Origin of the sequence: Rheinheimera soli (assembly GCF_031457405.1) — a bacterium.
GTDB lineage: Bacteria > Pseudomonadota > Gammaproteobacteria > Enterobacterales > Alteromonadaceae > Pararheinheimera > Pararheinheimera soli_A.
Genome location: NZ_JAVDWR010000005.1, coordinates 96016 through 112661, shown reverse-complemented (window position 1 = coordinate 112661; position 16646 = coordinate 96016). Strand labels below are relative to the sequence as shown.

The 16646-nt window shown below is 47.3% G+C and carries 11 protein-coding genes; 4 read left to right on the top strand and 7 right to left on the bottom strand.

Going from position 1 to position 16646, the window contains the following annotated elements; all coding sequences use genetic code 11:
- The first annotated feature begins 63 nt into the window (after positions 1-63).
- Entirely contained in the window at positions 64-660 is a 597-nt protein-coding gene (locus J2W69_RS10020; RefSeq protein WP_310277589.1) for a CGNR zinc finger domain-containing protein, read from the top strand.
- A gap of 121 nt (positions 661-781) precedes the next feature.
- On the opposite strand, the gene ssb is transcribed toward J2W69_RS10020, so the two are convergent.
- The 3 genes from ssb to J2W69_RS10005 form a co-directional block, all read right to left on the bottom strand.
- Positions 782-1432, bottom strand: a complete 651-nt coding sequence (ssb, locus tag J2W69_RS10015; RefSeq protein WP_310277586.1) for a single-stranded DNA-binding protein — start codon at positions 1430-1432, stop codon at positions 782-784.
- 11 nt (positions 1433-1443) lie between these two features.
- The gene (locus tag J2W69_RS10010; protein ID WP_310277583.1) at positions 1444-2811 is read right to left on the bottom strand and encodes an MFS transporter; all 1368 of its coding nucleotides are present in this window, start codon (positions 2809-2811) and stop codon (positions 1444-1446) included.
- Between the two features lie 70 nt (positions 2812-2881).
- Complete coding sequence (locus J2W69_RS10005; protein WP_310277580.1) at positions 2882-4027, bottom strand: GGDEF domain-containing protein; 1146 nt, start codon at positions 4025-4027, stop codon at positions 2882-2884.
- A gap of 353 nt (positions 4028-4380) precedes the next feature.
- Here J2W69_RS10005 and uvrA point away from each other — a divergent pair, with 353 nt between their 5' ends.
- From uvrA to J2W69_RS09990, 3 genes are all read left to right on the top strand, one after another.
- On the top strand, positions 4381-7209 hold the full coding sequence (gene uvrA / locus J2W69_RS10000; protein WP_310277579.1) for an excinuclease ABC subunit UvrA: 2829 nt from the start codon (positions 4381-4383) through the stop codon (positions 7207-7209).
- A gap of 158 nt (positions 7210-7367) precedes the next feature.
- Positions 7368-7757, top strand: coding sequence for a helix-turn-helix transcriptional regulator (locus J2W69_RS09995; RefSeq protein ID WP_310277576.1), 390 nt, complete (start codon positions 7368-7370; stop codon positions 7755-7757).
- A complete protein-coding gene (locus J2W69_RS09990; RefSeq protein WP_310277573.1) occupies positions 7758-9107 on the top strand; it encodes a type II toxin-antitoxin system HipA family toxin in 1350 nt (449 codons plus the stop codon). It abuts the gene before it with no gap.
- 250 nt (positions 9108-9357) lie between these two features.
- Here J2W69_RS09990 and J2W69_RS09985 read toward each other — a convergent pair whose 3' ends face one another.
- The 4 genes from J2W69_RS09985 to J2W69_RS09970 all read right to left on the bottom strand — a co-directional run bounded on the left by J2W69_RS09985 (position 9358) and on the right by J2W69_RS09970 (position 16536).
- Positions 9358-10680, bottom strand: coding sequence for an ATP-binding protein (locus J2W69_RS09985; protein ID WP_310277570.1), 1323 nt, complete (start codon positions 10678-10680; stop codon positions 9358-9360).
- 318 nt (positions 10681-10998) lie between these two features.
- Positions 10999-11775: an HNH endonuclease gene (locus tag J2W69_RS09980; RefSeq protein ID WP_310277566.1), complete on the bottom strand. Its 777-nt coding sequence runs from the start codon at positions 11773-11775 to the stop codon at positions 10999-11001.
- A gap of 126 nt (positions 11776-11901) precedes the next feature.
- A complete protein-coding gene (locus J2W69_RS09975; RefSeq protein ID WP_310277563.1) occupies positions 11902-12417 on the bottom strand; it encodes a DUF1569 domain-containing protein in 516 nt (171 codons plus the stop codon).
- 24 nt (positions 12418-12441) lie between these two features.
- A complete protein-coding gene (locus J2W69_RS09970) occupies positions 12442-16536 on the bottom strand; it encodes a DEAD/DEAH box helicase (protein ID WP_310277560.1) in 4095 nt (1364 codons plus the stop codon).
- Between the last annotated feature and the right edge of the window lie 110 nt (positions 16537-16646).

The window sequence follows — 16646 nt, the reverse complement described above, 5'->3', positions numbered from 1 at the left end:
GTTACTTGAGGTTAGTCTGAACCACACAAAGTAACCTGTCAAATTAATTTTTAGAGGTTACTTATGGTTGTTTCAGAAATTCTGCACAAAGAAATGCCAGCTGGTGCGCCTATGCTGGGTGATCATTTGGCGATGGACTTACTCAATACAGAAGCTCGCGACGATGGCAAAGCTGTTGAATTCTGGAACAGTGATGAAGATGTGCTGCAATGGCTGGCTCGCTACGACATAGCGCCAACAACAGAGGGTAAGACTCTTGCTCCTGGTGAACTACTCACTCAGGCCAAAGCATTACGAGCGCTGGCGCGGCAGCTCATCACTGAGTTTAAAGAGGAAAAATCACCGGAGATCGGTCAGTTAAATCAGTATTTGCACTCTTTTCTTACTGTCCCCACTCTCGAAAGGGATCATAACGGCCAACTGGTATTAAACCGTGTTTCACGCAGTGAAATGATTGGTTCTTTATTAGGCCCAGTCGCAGAGGCTGTAGCTAAACTACTGGTTGAAGGCAACTTCGATTTGGTTAAACAATGCGAGCATCCCGACTGCATTTTATGGTTTTACGACCGAACCAAAGCACACAAACGCCGTTGGTGCAGTATGGCTTTGTGTGGCAACAGACATAAGGCAGCGCAGTTCAGGAAAAGAAGCGGCGGTTAACTCATCTGGATTTTTCATCGTCGAAAATATGCTCCTGCATTTTCGACATACAGTCCCTCGATGGACATAAAAAAAGCCTCTGATATCAGAGGCTTAAATTCATAGCAATTAAACTTACTAATCAGAATGGAATATCGTCATCAAAGTCTATTGGTGGTTCCATTGGGCCACGTTGTTGTGGTGCTGCCTGATTAAAACCGCCTTGTGGCTGGTTAAAATTGCCCTGAGGCTGGAAGCCGCCCTGAGCTGGACGTTGCTGGTAACCACCTTGTGCTGGTGCTGCAGCAGCTGGAGCTTGTGGAGCGTAACCGCCCTGAGCCGGAGCCGCTTGTGGCATACGTTGTTGTGGTGCTGCAGCAGGTTGTTGATAACCGCCCTGATTGCCCATTGGAGCACCGCCCATAGCAGGAGCCTGACCAGCGCCCTGACCTTCACCACGGCCATCTAACATTTGCAGTTCGTTGGCAATGATTTCAGTGGTGTAACGCTCAACACCTTGCTGATCCTGCCACTTACGGGTACGTAAACGACCTTCGATATAGACCTTGCTGCCTTTACGCAGGTATTCACCGGCAATTTCAGCCAAACGCTGATAAATGACAACGCGGTGCCATTCGGTATTTTCTTTCTTTTCATTGGTGGTTTTGTCCGTCCAGCTTTCGCTGGTTGCAATAGTCAGGTTGGCCACTGCGCCACCTGTTGGCATATAACGGACTTCGGGGTCATTGCCCAGATTACCAATCAAAATTACTTTATTAATTCCACGAGCCATGCGACTTCTCCTTAACTTTTTTGGCTGCTTTCAACCAAAGACTGTGCTTCTGCCAAATCAAAATGTTGCTGGCCGACTTTTAAATACAAACGTTGTTCCGCAACCACCACTGTGACTTCCAAAACTCCATGGAGTTGGGTCAGGCGCTGCGCCAATTGGGCTGCGGCGGCTTCATCGGCCACTTCGACAGGCAATGACAGCCGTTGCGATCGTGCTGGCATTGTCATGCTGCTGGCATAAGCCAACCATAGTAAACCAATCAGGGCAGCGACAGCAAACAACGATTCACCACTGCTGAAACTAGCCACAGCACCGCCTAAAATACCGCCTAAAAAGGCACCAAAAAATTGAGCACTGGCGTAAGTACCCATAGCAGTACCTTTCAGACCAGCAGGAGCAATACGCGACAATAAAGCAGGCATGCTGGCTTCTAAATAGTTAAAGCCAACAAAAAACAACAACAGCGCCAGGGCGATCGACCACAACTGCTGATTGATTAAAATTAACACAAAACTAACAATAAGCAGGCTTATTGCCAGTAATAAATAACCTTTTTCCTGCTGCTTGCGACTGGCCAAAATCATCAGTGGCAGCATCAGAATAAAAGCTGCAATTAAAACAGGCAGATACAACTGCCAGTGCTGCTCTGAGACAAAACGTTGCTGCAGCAACATTGTTGGCAATACCACAAAAATAGCCGTCAATAGTAAGTGCAGTACCAGCACACCAAAGTTCAGTCTTAATAATTCAGGGTGACGAAACAGCGCTGTGATTTGGCCTTTAGTCGCCAGAGTTTCAGAGGCCGGCGCCTTGCTGACAGCCACAGGCACCACTTTCCACACCAGCAATACACCTATCACCGCCATTAAAGCTGTACACCAGAAAATACCACTCAAACCGCTGGCCGCAGCTATAGCCGGGCCTGCCACCATAGCCAAAGTGAAAGACAAACCTATAGTCATGCCAATAATGGCCATCACTTTAGGTCGTTGTTCTTCGCGGGTAATATCAGAGGCCAGCGCCATCACAGCCCCTGAAATAGCGCCCATGCCCTGCAGCACCCGGCCAAAAGTCACCATATAGACAGAATCGGCTAAAGCAGCGACCACTGAACCCAGCACAAAAAAGCTAAGGCCCAGCAACATCACAGGCTTTCTGCCCCATTTGTCAGACAGCCAGCCCATAGGAATTTGTAACAGTGCCTGAGTTAAACCATAAGCGCCAATAGCTAAGCCTATCCACAAAGGCGAAAAGCCAATCAGGTCTTTGCCAAAAATGGCAAACACAGGGATCAGCATAAATAAACCAAGCATCCGGAAAGCAAATACCAGTGCCAGAGACCATGCGGCACGTTTTTCCAGTGGATTCAGATGGGACATCTGCGACTCTATCTCCGGGTTAAAGCGGGCGGCGATTGTAGCACAGCTACCATCGCCTGCCATCACCGAACTAAAGAGTGTCTGTCGCAAATTCGATACGATCACGGCCCCTGGCTTTGGCCTGATATAAAGCATGATCAGCGCGGCGCAGCTGGCAATCAAAATCAAAGTCGGCGTTAAATACAGCTATACCTACGCTGATACTCAGGCCATTCTGGCCACCGAGTTGAGGCAGTTGCAGATGACGCACCGCCAGTAATAAACGTTCAGCCGCTAGCTGGGCTGAATCGCTGTCGGTTTGAGGTAAAAACACAATAAACTCCTCGCCGCCATAACGTGCCAACACATCACTTTGACGTAATTGTTTTTGCAACACTTCGGCCACAGCAATCAACACCTCATCACCGCCCTCATGACCAATTTTGTCGTTAATTTGTTTAAAATGGTCCAGATCAATCATAAAAAGTGCGGCGCTATGCTGCTGACGTTGTAAATAAGCTAAGCATCCCTGAATAGCGTTGACTAAACCACGGCGGTTCAGCAGGCCCGTTAAAGGGTCATGCAAGGCTTCATTTTTAAATTTTTGCTGGGTTTCCTCCATATAACCTGTCAAAGCAAAAATGCAGTAACCCGCAGAAACAGCTGGCCAAAAAGACTGAGAAATCAACAAACCCGACAATAACCACTCAGGCGCTATCAGCAGCATAAAAGAGCGGAGCAGGCAAATCAGCAGCCAGGCGGCAAAAACAGCAGCCATCATCAAATCGGACAAAGTAGGATTGGGTTTTAAATAGCGGAAACACCAGAAACAAGGGCCTATCAGTAAAAATGCAAACAAAGTCATCAGATGCAAGCTGACATTTTGCTGTTGATGGTACGAAAAATAACTATAAGAAACAGCCAGTGCCAAACCTACAGGCACTATCCACAGCCAGGGAACAGTCTGACCTGAGCGCTTAAAACAAAAAGCCGTCAGTAAACTCATATTCAGCGCCGAGAAACTTAAAGACAGCACTAAACTTGGTCCAGGAGCTGGCCAAAAGTAGAATAACCAGCTTAATAATTCAGCAGCTATGGCACCTTGCAGCAGAGGTAAAGCTTTGCTGTTTTGATCTGTTGCACGCAAGCGAAAACTGGCCAGTAAAAACACCAGCAACACCTGGATCATCGCAAAGCAGTAGAGTTGTTCTGAGGTCATAATACGTCTTAACCACAAGTGGACACTTTCAACTTAGCTTTAACTGATCCAATCCGCAAATCTGGTTCAAAAACAGTTAAATAGCAGCCTATTTCTTTGCTGTTTTTCTAAGCGGCTGACCTTGCTATAAAGCATGTATTTATATACAGTATCGCCAATTGAATTATTGCCCGGCTGATCCGGTTATGGCTTTGCCACATAAAGCTTTAACCTGACACCTGACATAGCTAACAAGGGTATAATTCGTTTTTCCCAAGCCGACCTCAACAGGCACGAGACGTAGGATGCAGTCGCCCACAGGGCACTGCATATGTGACAAAGGTACATTTCGTTTTCCGAAGTCTGCATCAATAGGCAAGAGACCCAATAGTATGGATAAAATAGATATTCGGGGTGCCCGCACCCACAACCTGAAAAATATTTCACTGGAAATTCCACGCGACAAACTGGTGGTGATCACTGGTTTATCCGGTTCAGGTAAATCCTCTTTGGCCTTTGATACGCTGTACGCTGAAGGTCAGCGCCGTTATGTTGAGTCTTTGTCGGCCTATGCGCGGCAGTTTTTAAGCCTGATGGAAAAACCCGATGTGGATCATATCGAAGGTTTATCCCCGGCTATTTCTATTGAACAAAAGTCGACTTCGCATAACCCACGTTCCACTGTGGGCACTATCACTGAAATTTACGACTACCTGCGTTTATTATTTGCCCGTGTTGGCGAACCCCGTTGCCCTACCCACGATTTACCTTTAACTGCCCAGACGGTCAGTGAAATGGTGGATAAAGTAGTGGCCTTTCCTGAAGGCACCAAGCTGATGGTTTTAGCGCCTGTGGTGCAGGAACGTAAAGGTGAACACGTTAAAACGCTGGAAACCTTGGCCGCTCAGGGTTATATCCGCGCCCGTATTAATGGTGAAATTTGTGATTTGTCGGATCCACCCAAGCTGGATTTACACAAAAAACACACCATTGAAGTGGTGATCGACCGGATTAAAGTGCGTGACGATATTAAACAGCGATTAGCCGAAAGTTTTGAAACCGCGCTTGAGCTGTCCGGTGGTATCGCCAAAGTCGCGTCTATGGATGATGAAAAAGCGCCTGAGCTGATTTTCTCTGCCAACTTTGCCTGCCCAACCTGTGGTTATTCAATGGCCGAGCTGGAACCACGGTTGTTTTCCTTTAACAACCCGGCAGGTGCCTGCCAAAGCTGTGATGGCTTGGGCGTAAAACAGTATTTTGATGCCCACAAAGTGATAGTCAGCGACGAGCTGAGTTTATCCGGCGGCGCTATTCGTGGCTGGGATAAACGTAACTTCTATTATTTCCAGATGCTGAAATCCTTAGCCGACCATTATGGTTTTGAGCTGGAAGTACCTTTTGCCAGCTTAAGCAAACAGCATCAACAGGTGATTTTAAACGGCACAGGCAAAACAGATATTGAGTTTAAATACCTGAACGACCGTGGCGATATCATTAAACGTAAGCATCCGTTTGAAGGTATTTTGCCAAATATGGAGCGGCGTTATCACGAAACCGAATCCAATGCAGTACGGGAAGAGCTGGCCAAGTATTTAGCCTCGCAGTGTTGCCCAAGTTGTGATGGCTCACGTTTACGCGAAGAAGCCCGCCATGTCTTTATTGGCAAAACCACGTTGCCAGAAGTAGTGGAACTGTCGATTGGGGACTGTTTAGAGTTTTTCCGCCAGCTCACCTTAATGGGCCAGAAAGCTCAGATCGCTGAAAAAATTCTGAAAGAAATTCAGGACCGGCTGATGTTTTTAGTTAACGTGGGCCTGAACTACCTGAATCTGTCACGCAGTGCCGAAACCTTATCCGGTGGCGAAGCTCAGCGCATTCGTTTAGCCAGCCAGATTGGCGCAGGTTTAGTAGGTGTGATGTATGTGCTGGACGAACCCTCGATAGGGTTACACCAACGCGATAACGACCGTTTATTAGGCACCCTGACGCATTTACGTGACTTAGGTAACACCGTCATAGTGGTAGAACACGACGAAGACGCAGTGCGCGCCGCCGACCATATTATCGACATTGGTCCTGGTGCCGGTGTGCATGGTGGTTATATTGTGGCGCAAGGCAGCCTGGAAGATATTAAAAATACCCCAGAGTCGTTAACAGGCCAGTATTTGTCCGGCGTGCGTAAAATAGCTGTGCCAGATAAGCGCCACGAAGGTAAAAAAGGCAAAGAATTGCGGGTGTTAGGCGCCACAGGCAATAACCTGAAAAACGTCGATTTAGAAATTCCATTTGGCGTGATGACCTGTATCACAGGGGTATCGGGTTCTGGTAAATCCACTTTAATTAACGACACCTTGTTCCGGGTAGCCCACCGTGTGCTGAACAAAGGTGAAGGCAACGAACCTGCAGCGCACAAAGCTATTGAAGGCATGGAACATTTTGACAAATGTGTCGATATAGACCAAAGCCCGATAGGCCGCACACCACGCTCGAACCCCGCCACCTATACGGGTATTTTCACTGCAGTGCGGGATTTATTCGCCGGTACTCAGGAATCGCGTTCCCGTGGTTATCAGGTCGGCCGCTTTAGCTTTAACGTCAAAGGCGGCCGCTGTGAAGCTTGTCAGGGCGACGGCATGATCAAGGTAGAAATGCACTTCCTGCCAGATGTGTACGTGCCATGTGATGTCTGTAAAGGCAAACGCTACAACCGCGAAACGCTGGAAGTAAAATACAAAGGCAAAAACATTCACGAAGTGCTGGAAATGACAGTGGAAGACGCTCACGAATTTTTCGAAAGCATTCCGGCCATAGCCCGTAAATTACGCACCCTGATGGACGTAGGTTTAACTTATATCCGCCTCGGTCAGTCAGCCACTACCTTGTCGGGTGGTGAAGCCCAGCGGGTAAAACTGGCACGCGAACTAAGTAAACGAGATACAGGCAAAACCCTGTATATACTCGACGAGCCCACCACAGGCCTGCACTTCTTTGATATTCAGCAACTGCTGAACGTACTGCATAAACTTCGCGACGCTGGCAACACCATAGTGGTGATTGAACACAACCTCGACGTGATCAAAACCGCAGACTGGGTAGTCGACTTAGGCCCGGAAGGCGGCAGCGGCGGCGGTGAAATCCTTATCGCAGGCACACCAGAACAAGTGGCTGCTTATGAGAAGTCCTATACAGGGCATTATTTGAAGCCACTGTTGGGGATGTAAATTCCCAACTGCTGTTCAACTCCAGAAACGCCTGCCCTCAAAGTGCGGGCGTTTTTTTGCTTCCACCATAATAAAAACAACGAAAATGGTGTTATTGCAGTTAACAACACAATCGTTGTACTATAATTTTACAATGTTTTCGTTGTGAGCCTGACCCTATGGACTATCAAGTACAAACCATTCAGCAATTAAGGCAGTACATCATAGGCCTGCGTAAAAGTGCAGGTTTAACACAAAAAGCCGCAGGGGAATTGCTTGGCTTAACTCAGCAAGGTTATCAGCGACTGGAAGCTTCCCCGGAAATCGTCAGTGTTGAGAGAATGATGAAAATTCTCCAGGTCTTTAATGCCTCTTTGGTTGTCCGGGAAAATAAAAAACCAGAATCAAAATCACAAATCAGAGAATTATCAGGATCGGAAAACCTGTACAAGCCAAATCCTCGGGCAAGTAAAACTGCAGATACAGATCTTCAATCACCCAACCCGCACTCAAAGGAAAAAACGCCCACCCTGATCAAAACTCCTACCGGCAAAAAGGGAGAGTGGTAAATGGCTAAAAGACAGGTTGCAAACTTAGGCGTGTGGATGAATGGTGAACTGGTAGGGCACTGGCATCCTGCTAAGAACTCTTTTCAATACGACGAAAGCTGGTATGAAAATGAATTTGCCAGAGCACTGTCTTTATCACTGCCAATGTCACCTGGAAATCCTGTATTAAAAGGAGATAGGGTCCTTAATTATTTCGATAATTTGCTACCCGATGCTGACACCATTCGCAGGCGCTTAGCTACAAAGTTTCAAGCAACCGGAACCACAGCGCCTGAACTATTGGCTGCTGTTGGACGTGATTGCGTGGGGGCAATCCAATTACTTCCTGAAGGTGAAACATCTGCCGGATTACCTGCCATTGAAGGCCTGTTACTTGATGACGAAGATATTGCTCAAATATTAAGAAATACCACGTCGTCAACAGCAATGAATATACAACAAGCAGGTGGTGAACTTCGTTTGTCGATAGCCGGTGCGCAGGAGAAAAATGCGCTCCTGTACTTTGATAATCAGTGGTGGTTGCCAACAGGCTCAACACCAACAACCCGGATCCTTAAACTGCCTCTTGGTCTGGTCGGAAATATGCGTGCGGACATGTCATCTTCTGTAGAAAATGAGTGGTTATGCTCTCGCATTGTTAACGCCTATGGCATTCCGGTGGCGCATTGTTTCCCAATGTTTTTCGGCAAGAAAAATGGCGAAGTAAAAGCCTTGGTTGTTGAGCGCTTTGATCGCATCTATTCAGAACAAGCTGGAACTCTTATCCGTCTGCCACAAGAAGATATGTGCCAGGCTCTGGGAATGAACTCATTGTTAAAGTATCAAGCGGATGGTGGCCCATCTGCGCTGCAGATTATGGAGCTTTTAAGGGCAGGAGCAAACGCAGCGGAAGATTGTCGGACTTTCTTCAAAACACTGGTTATTTTTTGGATTATGGCAGCAACAGATGGCCATGCAAAAAACTTTTCAATACAGCATCTGAAAGGCGGAAATTATTCGTTAGCTCCCCTTTACGACATCTTGTCAGCTCATCCCATTATTGGCAGGAAAGCAGACCAAATGGCTAAACAGGACGCTAAATTAGCCATAGCTGTGGTGTCACAGAACAACCATTACCACATATTTCAAATTGTGCTGCGCCACTGGATCACCTTTGGTAAGTACCTCGGATTAACAGAGGAGCACAGCTGCGGGATACTACAGGAAGTTTACCATCAGACACCTCAGGCAATTGAGCAGGCAAAAGACGATATTCATAACCAACTGAATGGCCTGTTTCCCGCATCGGTAGCTTCAAGCATTTTTGCAGGTATGGAACTACTGAACAAAAAGCTGGCTCCGCTCGCCTAGCTTTTGATTAATGCAATAAGACCAGTAAAAACGTACACCCAGCGGTTTGAGGGTGATTTATTACTGGCTTAGCCGCAACAAACAATTTTGGATCTTTGCCATTTATACCCAAGTAGCTTCAAGTTGCAGAACTACTGCTCAGGACATTGTCGATTTGAGACAAAAGCTGCATTTGCCACAAGCCAGTTTTCCCATAGCGGCATGGCACAACTAAACCGCTGATGCAGCGGCTGCTAAACGCGCCTTATTTTTACGACAACAGATGTTTGCGCACAGCCTTAGCTGTGTAGTAAAGCGGATAAACCATATGCTGCTGCTCCAGCGGCGATGAGCCCTGAGTACCGGTCAGTTTAATGGTTTTGACCGGATTACATTTTTCAATATAAGACTGCAGTGACCTGGCTCTGGTGCGTTTACCACTTTTTACTTCCAGCGGTATCACATTGCCGGCGCTATCGGCCAGAATAAACTCTATTTCCGCCCGGGCATCACCCCAGGAAAAGGTTGGATCGATGCCCAGTGCAGCTAACTCCTGCTGCACAAAGTTTTCTGCAATGTAACCCTTGTAGTCATAATTCTGCTGCTTTATTTCCAGATAGCTGACACCCAGCATATGGTTAAGTAAGCCAACATCAAACAGAAACAGCTTGACCATATTGTCTTTTTTGTAAGCAGCTAACGGGCTTTGTGGTGTGCCTTCTACAGGATAGTTTTTTAAGATCAGCCGGCACTTCTCCAGCCACATGATGCCGCTTTCTAACTCCTGATAACGGGATTTACGCTCATGCACCTGTTTAAACTTAAAGCGCTTAACAGATTCATCCAATACTGCCGCAAGCTGAGCCGGTACGGCAGTGAACACAGCTTCGATTAAACCGGCATCCACCTTGCCGGAGTATTTACCAAAATCCCGCACATAACCGGCCAGCAAATCGGCATGTACCTGTGCCACGGCTTTTACACGCTCCAGCATGCTTTGCTCAGCCAGTTCAAACCAGAGGCTAATGGCCTCTGGCATACCACCGATAAAGTAGTAATCTGTCAGCTTATCAAACAGTTTAGTGTGTGCTGCAGCGGAGTTTTGCCCGGCATCATAGGCTTTTAATAGCGCTGCCTCGCCAGAGGCTAATAAGAACTCGCGGAAGGTTAACGGCCTTAAGTTGTATTGCTCAACCTTGCCGACCGGAAAGGTATTCAGCAAACCTATGTTAGAGCCACTGGCGGCAATAAAGGCCTGCGGGGTTTGCTCGGCAAAGTACTTTAATGCCGTCACCGCTCGCGGGCATTCGCCAATTTCATCGAGGATCAGCAGGTCAGTTGCCATATTAAACGGCTGACCGGTTAACAGCTCGATATTACTCAGTATATCGCCGGGGGTTAACGAGCCGGAAAAGGCATCCTGTATTTGCGGCGACTCAAGAAAATCCACCCGCAGTACCTTTGCAAAGTGTTGGCCAAATAACTCTTTTAGCAAATAGGTTTTACCCGTTTGCCTTGCACCATCAATCAGCAAAGGCTTACGCTCAGGTTTCTGTTTCCAGCTCATTAATGCTGTTAATAAATCCCGCTCCATAGCCCCACCTTACTGCCGTCATTTTGTGCCAACACTACACTTTTATGCGGATAAAAACAAATGTGAAAACATTTTTATGCGCATAAAAGTGTTAACTTTTGCATTTATGTGCGCATTAAAATGTGAAAACCTCTGAGTAATTCGCAAAAACCGGCTTTGTGTAATGATCAGCACAAGCATTGCAGGTAACGACTTTAATAGCTGCCATGTTTTTACTCCTGAATGCTTAGACATGTACGTCGGTCATACTCTGCGCAATGAAAATTGCTTATCGATCGTATGATTTCAGACTGACTCCCCTGAAGTTAGCTATTAACCTTAAAACCTCTTCTCAAAAATTGTTTCTCTATGCATCGCCAAAAAATCGGCCTGTGGACTGGACTTGTCTGGTAAAAAAATACTTTTGCCATGAAAGCTTTTAATAGACGAATCAAAGAAGTGGTCATTTTTGTGATTGATTTTACCCGACACAACCACACGATAACTTTCATCAATAGTCAGTAGCCCCAAATCAAAAGCTTTATCATGCAAAGCCGACAACGCTAAACCATTGGTTGGATTTAAACGATTCTGAGGGTCTTCACTCCAAGGCACTATATGACTTGCTATCAGTAACTTGGGCACAGCTAAACCACTGATACAACAACGGTTGTTGTAGGCACTTAATACTGCGGTTCTAAAATACGACTGACCGATACGAACCTTAGTTATCACCTCTTTAGTCATACCATGATAACTAACAAGTGGCTCTTCACGCACATCTGGCATAACATCTTGTAACGGCTCACCTAATGTGGAGACAACTGCATTCATTTGCTCAGAAAAAGCTAACCAGTCAGTTTTCATTTCCAGCCACATAGTACGATCTGCAGTGGAAGCACCAGTTAAACCTGATCGTCCAGATGAAGTAATCACTGGGTCTAAACTAGCGAGATTAGACAACTTCATCGCCAGCGCCGAAGGAGTCCGCCCAATCAAATTAGCAAAGTAAATCACTGTTGAATTGCGATGGTCAAACTGACCAAACCGCAATCTAAAATACAGATCAAAAGCCACCAATAGCTGTTGCCGATCCCAGAGTTTTGACTTTCCCAAGCTACAAGTCCTTTGTTTGGATGTTCCAATAAAAGTTACTTTGCCAGGTTCAACTCATTTTTCATAACAAATCTTAGTGTTGAGTCGTTAAATTTTTCACATAACCCAAATGATTCTGCTGGCAACTTACCCCACCTCAATCTGAGTTAAATGTTGTTCTATATGCAGTTGGTGGGCGGCCATAAAGTCGTTGTGGTTTAAGTTGCCGTAGGCGAAGTGGGGTTGCAGTCTGGTGCTTTGCCGGAATAACTGAATGGCGCTAATCAGTTGCTCTAAAGCGGTTTCCACTGACAAGTTTGCGTCCAGTTCAGGCATGCCGGGAATGGCTTCGTCAAGTGGGTGCTGCATGGCACCTGCGGTTTTAAATACTTTGAGCGCCAGTGGTCCTACTGTGTGGCGAAACCAGGCCGCTTTATGTTCAGGATAACCAGTCACCGATCCCATCACACTTTGCGCCAGATGCTGAAATACCATAGTCGGGCTCCAGCTACCGCTGCTGCGTAGCTGTTGGCCTTTAAATGAGAGCAGCTTTGCCAGTAACAGATCGGGCTCCGGCGTAAAACGGCGGCTGGCCAGTTCCACACCTGCCACTACCACCACAGGCACTGCCGCCAGGCTATATAAAAAACGTCGTCTGTTCAAAGCTTACTCCAGCTATCGGGGCTATCAATCCAGTTCTTTTAATAACTTCAATAGCGCCGCTGTATCCAGTCGTGCCGCTACGTCACCGCCTTCGAGCAAACTATTAGCTAAATCACGTTTTTGGCCATGTAAGGCAATGATTTTCTCTTCAATGGTATTTTGCGTCACTAACCGATAAATAGTGACAGGCCGGGTTTGACCCATACGGTGGGCGCGGTCTGAGGCCTGATCTTCCACTGCCGGGTTCCACCATGGGTCAAGATGGATCACATAGTCTGCTGCTGTCAGGTTTAAACCTGTTCCACCGGCTTTCAGACTGATTAAAAACACATCGCCTTCGCCCGCCTGAAAAGCATCTACCCGCTTTTTGCGCTCAAGCGCCGGGGTGCTGCCATCCAGATACTGGTAACTAATCTGTTTTTGCTCAAGCACAGTGCGTACTATCGCAAGGTGATCCACAAACTGGCTGAACACCAGCACCTTATGTTTGTTGTCTAACAGCTCTTCCACAGTGTCGGTGAACACCGCCAGCTTGCTGCCTGTCATGCCGCTGTTGGGTGCTACCAGCTGCGGATGGCAACAGAAACGCCGCAGTTTGGTAATTTCTGCCAGTACCTGCATGGCATTGCCTTTATCAGCCGCCACCAGCTCTACATTTTCAATAGCTTGTTGGCGCAAGGCTTCGTAATAATGCCGTTCGTCGTCGCTTAACTCCACTTGCAGAGTAATTTCAGTACGGGACGGCAGTTCGCTCAGCACCTGAGTTTTGGTGCGGCGTAAGATAAAAGGCTGGATTAGTTTTTTCAGATGCAGCCGGGCTGCTTTGTCGCCATTTTCTATCGGGCTGCTAAAACGCTGGTTAAACTGATCTTTAGAGCCCAACAGGCCAGGGTTGATAAAACGGAATAAATTCCATAATTCGCCTAAGTGGTTCTCCACCGGAGTACCAGTGGCTATCATGCGAAAATCAGCCTGCAACGCCATAGCGGCCTGACTACGTTTGGTTTGTTCGTTTTTAATGGCCTGAGCTTCGTCCAGCACCAGCGTATGCCAAAGCTGCGCCTGAAACAACTCAGAATCCGACTGCAACATGCCATAACTGGCGATCACCAGATCAAAAGCGCCTAAATCTTGCAGCGAACGGTTTTGCTGATACAAGCGCACATTCAGCGTAGGCGCAAAACGTAATACTTCAGCCTGCCAGTTCATCGCCACGGAAACCGGAGCCACCACTAAAGCCGGGCCTTGTGGCGCCCGTTGTAACAACAGCGCCAGAGTTTGTACTGTTTTCCCCAGGCCCATATCGTCAGCCAGACAAGCACCTACGCCCCACTGAGCTAAACGGGCCAGCCATTGATAGCCCTGTAGCTGATAATCCCGTAATTCAGTTTGCAAGGTGGAAGGCAAAGCTGGCTCAAAATCGCCCAAAGCTTCAAACTTATTCAGCTGTTCTTTCCAGGCTTTGTCGGTTTTTAAGTTGCCCACTTCCGCTGTCAGTTCGCTTAAAGCGGGCAAGGTCAGGTGATTAAAACGTAAACCGGTTTTGCTTTGTTCACCTAAAGCCCCAAGTTCAGCCAGGCGTTTACGCAAACTGTCGGTTAAGGCCAGATAGTCAGTGTCGGACAACTTCAAAAAACGGCCTGATGTGGTAGCCACCATCTGCAGCAGTTCTTTCAGCGCTATCACTTTGTTGTCATCCAGCTGAATTTCACCATCGGCAATAAACCAGTCGCCTTGTTTTTTAATGCTTAAGCTGAATTCTTTCAGGGTTCTGCTGGCTTTAACACGGAATTTTTCGCCTTCAGGCCATACCATTTGCAGGTCGGTTTCAGGCAAAGCTTTTAACTGAGTTAACAGCTCCAGGCTATGTTCTGGTTCGGCAAATAACCACTGTTCACCGTCCTGCTCTGCCGTTTCAATAGCAGTGCAAGCCTGCAGTAACTTCTTAAAACTGGCTTTTTCCTGCTTTAAGTTACGGCTGGTCTGCACAGCTTTGCCATTGTATTCGCCGACTAAAGTGGCACTGCCCTGGCCCGGAGTAAACCAGCTGCCATCGGCCAGAGGCCGCACTGAAATTTGCAGCCGTAAGCCCTGACTGTAAGGCAATAAATGGGCGTATAAACAACTGTCGGCTGGCACTTCAGGTAAAGCCGCGGAGAGTTCGGGTAAATCAGAGTGCACGCTCAGCACTGGTGCTATAGCCGAAATAGCCTCAACCAGTTGAGCCTTTGCTTTCACTGGAACTTTTAAACCGTTCGCCACTATAGCCGCCACTTGTTTAACTGCAGGTGTCAGACTGTAGACGGTAATTTTAGTCGGCGTTTCTTTACGCCAAACCACGGATTGATCGGAACGGACCTTAGGTTCCAGCTGCAAATTGATTTGCCCGGCTTTTTCTTTTAACTGCAGCACTACGTCGCCTTTGGCAACCTCCAGTTTGCTGTCCGGGGCATCAGCCCAGCACAAAGCAGGATGACCAATTAAAGCGACCAAAGCTGAAGCCATATCCAGTTCATAAGTGCTGCCGCCGTAATATTGCTCATAACGCCGGATACAGGCGGCCACTTGTTTATCCTGGGGGGTTAAAGCCGATACGCTTTCCTGCTCCCGCATCAGGCGCTTTAAGGCGATAGGCTTGCCTTTACTCCAACGCCCTGCCGCACTGAGTTTTTGTTCTTTAGGTTCAATTTTTAAACTTTGCCCTGTTTCAGTAAAACACCAGGCAATACGCTCTTCTTTGCCTTTAGTCACTGTTGCTGTTGCCGAATTCAGCTGCATTAAGGCTTTTAACGCCACCATCCAGCTTTCTTCCCGTTTCATCGCATCCAGCAGCGGTATCATCTTATGCTTCTTATGCCAGCCGGGTAGCAGCGGCTCTGCATCAAATTGCTTCGTCAGTAACTGATCCAGCTCGGCCACCAACCAAAGGTAACCATAGTCTTGCATCTGCTGGCGCATCTGCATTAAATGTTCCTGCAATATGTCGGTCGCCGGAGCATCGCGCCAATACAGGCCATAAGCGGTAAATAACAAATCCATATCAAATTGCAGCAAATGATAAGGCGCTTCTTCTGCTGGCATTAAAGGTGTACCAGTGGTCAGATGCTCAACCAAAGGCAATAACAGTGGATAACTCAGGTAATAACCATCCTGCACACCCATGTCCAGATGTTCACGAGCCAGCTTCAGGCTTGCTGCAGAGTTTTTGCCCAGCAATAACAGCAGGTAGATCAAACCGGAAAAGCCATGCATAAAGACTTTGCGTTTGCTGAGCTGTTTCTTTACATTTTTCAGATGCTGCTCAGCAATCAGCATGGCCGCATCAAAGTTGCCTTCCATTGCCGCCATGGCAAAACGGGCAGGTAAACAGAGATCCGGGTGCATATTCAGCAACAGCATCACCCGGACAAAGTCGCCCCGCAACAAAGCCTGAATAGCTAAATGTGGTGCAAGGAAAGCCACCTGACCAGCGGAGTCCTGCAAAGCGCAGCAGTACTGATACAAAGCAGAGCAATCGGTCAGAAACAGGTTGTTGTGTGCTAATTCTTCATGCAATAGCATTTGCTGCACTATAGGGTCAATGCGGGCAAAAAATACGGCACCAATGGGATCTTGAAAAAATGCTGCCGCCACAGTCTCGGCGTCGGAGCTATCGGTGCTGTGGTATTTTTCCTGCCAGTACAGCAAGTCTTGTTGATTGCCTGTTAAGGCTGCAAAAAAGATTTCTCTGCGACAAAAAGCAGCAGCATGAAAACCCCAGGTGCGGTATTCACCTAACTTAGTCAGATACTGCCTGGTACTCTGAATAAACAGCTGCAACTGATGTTGCTGATCCAATTGCTGAATGATTAGCCATCGCAAGTCAGGCATTTTTAAGTCGTTTAGCGCATAACCCCGGCCTTCAGGATGCATGATCAAATCCCTGTGCAGCAGTTGGTTCAGCAGCATTTTTATTTTAGGCTGCGAAAAAGCCATGCCATCCTGAGCTTTGGTGCCCGTTAAAATCAGAATTTGCAGTAACTGGGTTTGGCTGATGTAGTTGTCCCACAAAGCAGTGACAGCCAATACGGCCAGTTCAGCAGGGACTAAATCAGTGGGCAAAGAAACAGCTGAGCTCATACAACAATCCTGAGAATTAAAAGAAGTCATGACAATATGTTATGCACCATCATAACGTGGCAACAGTGTTGTTACCCAGCAGAAATTCAGCGTTTTATGACAGTGGCAAG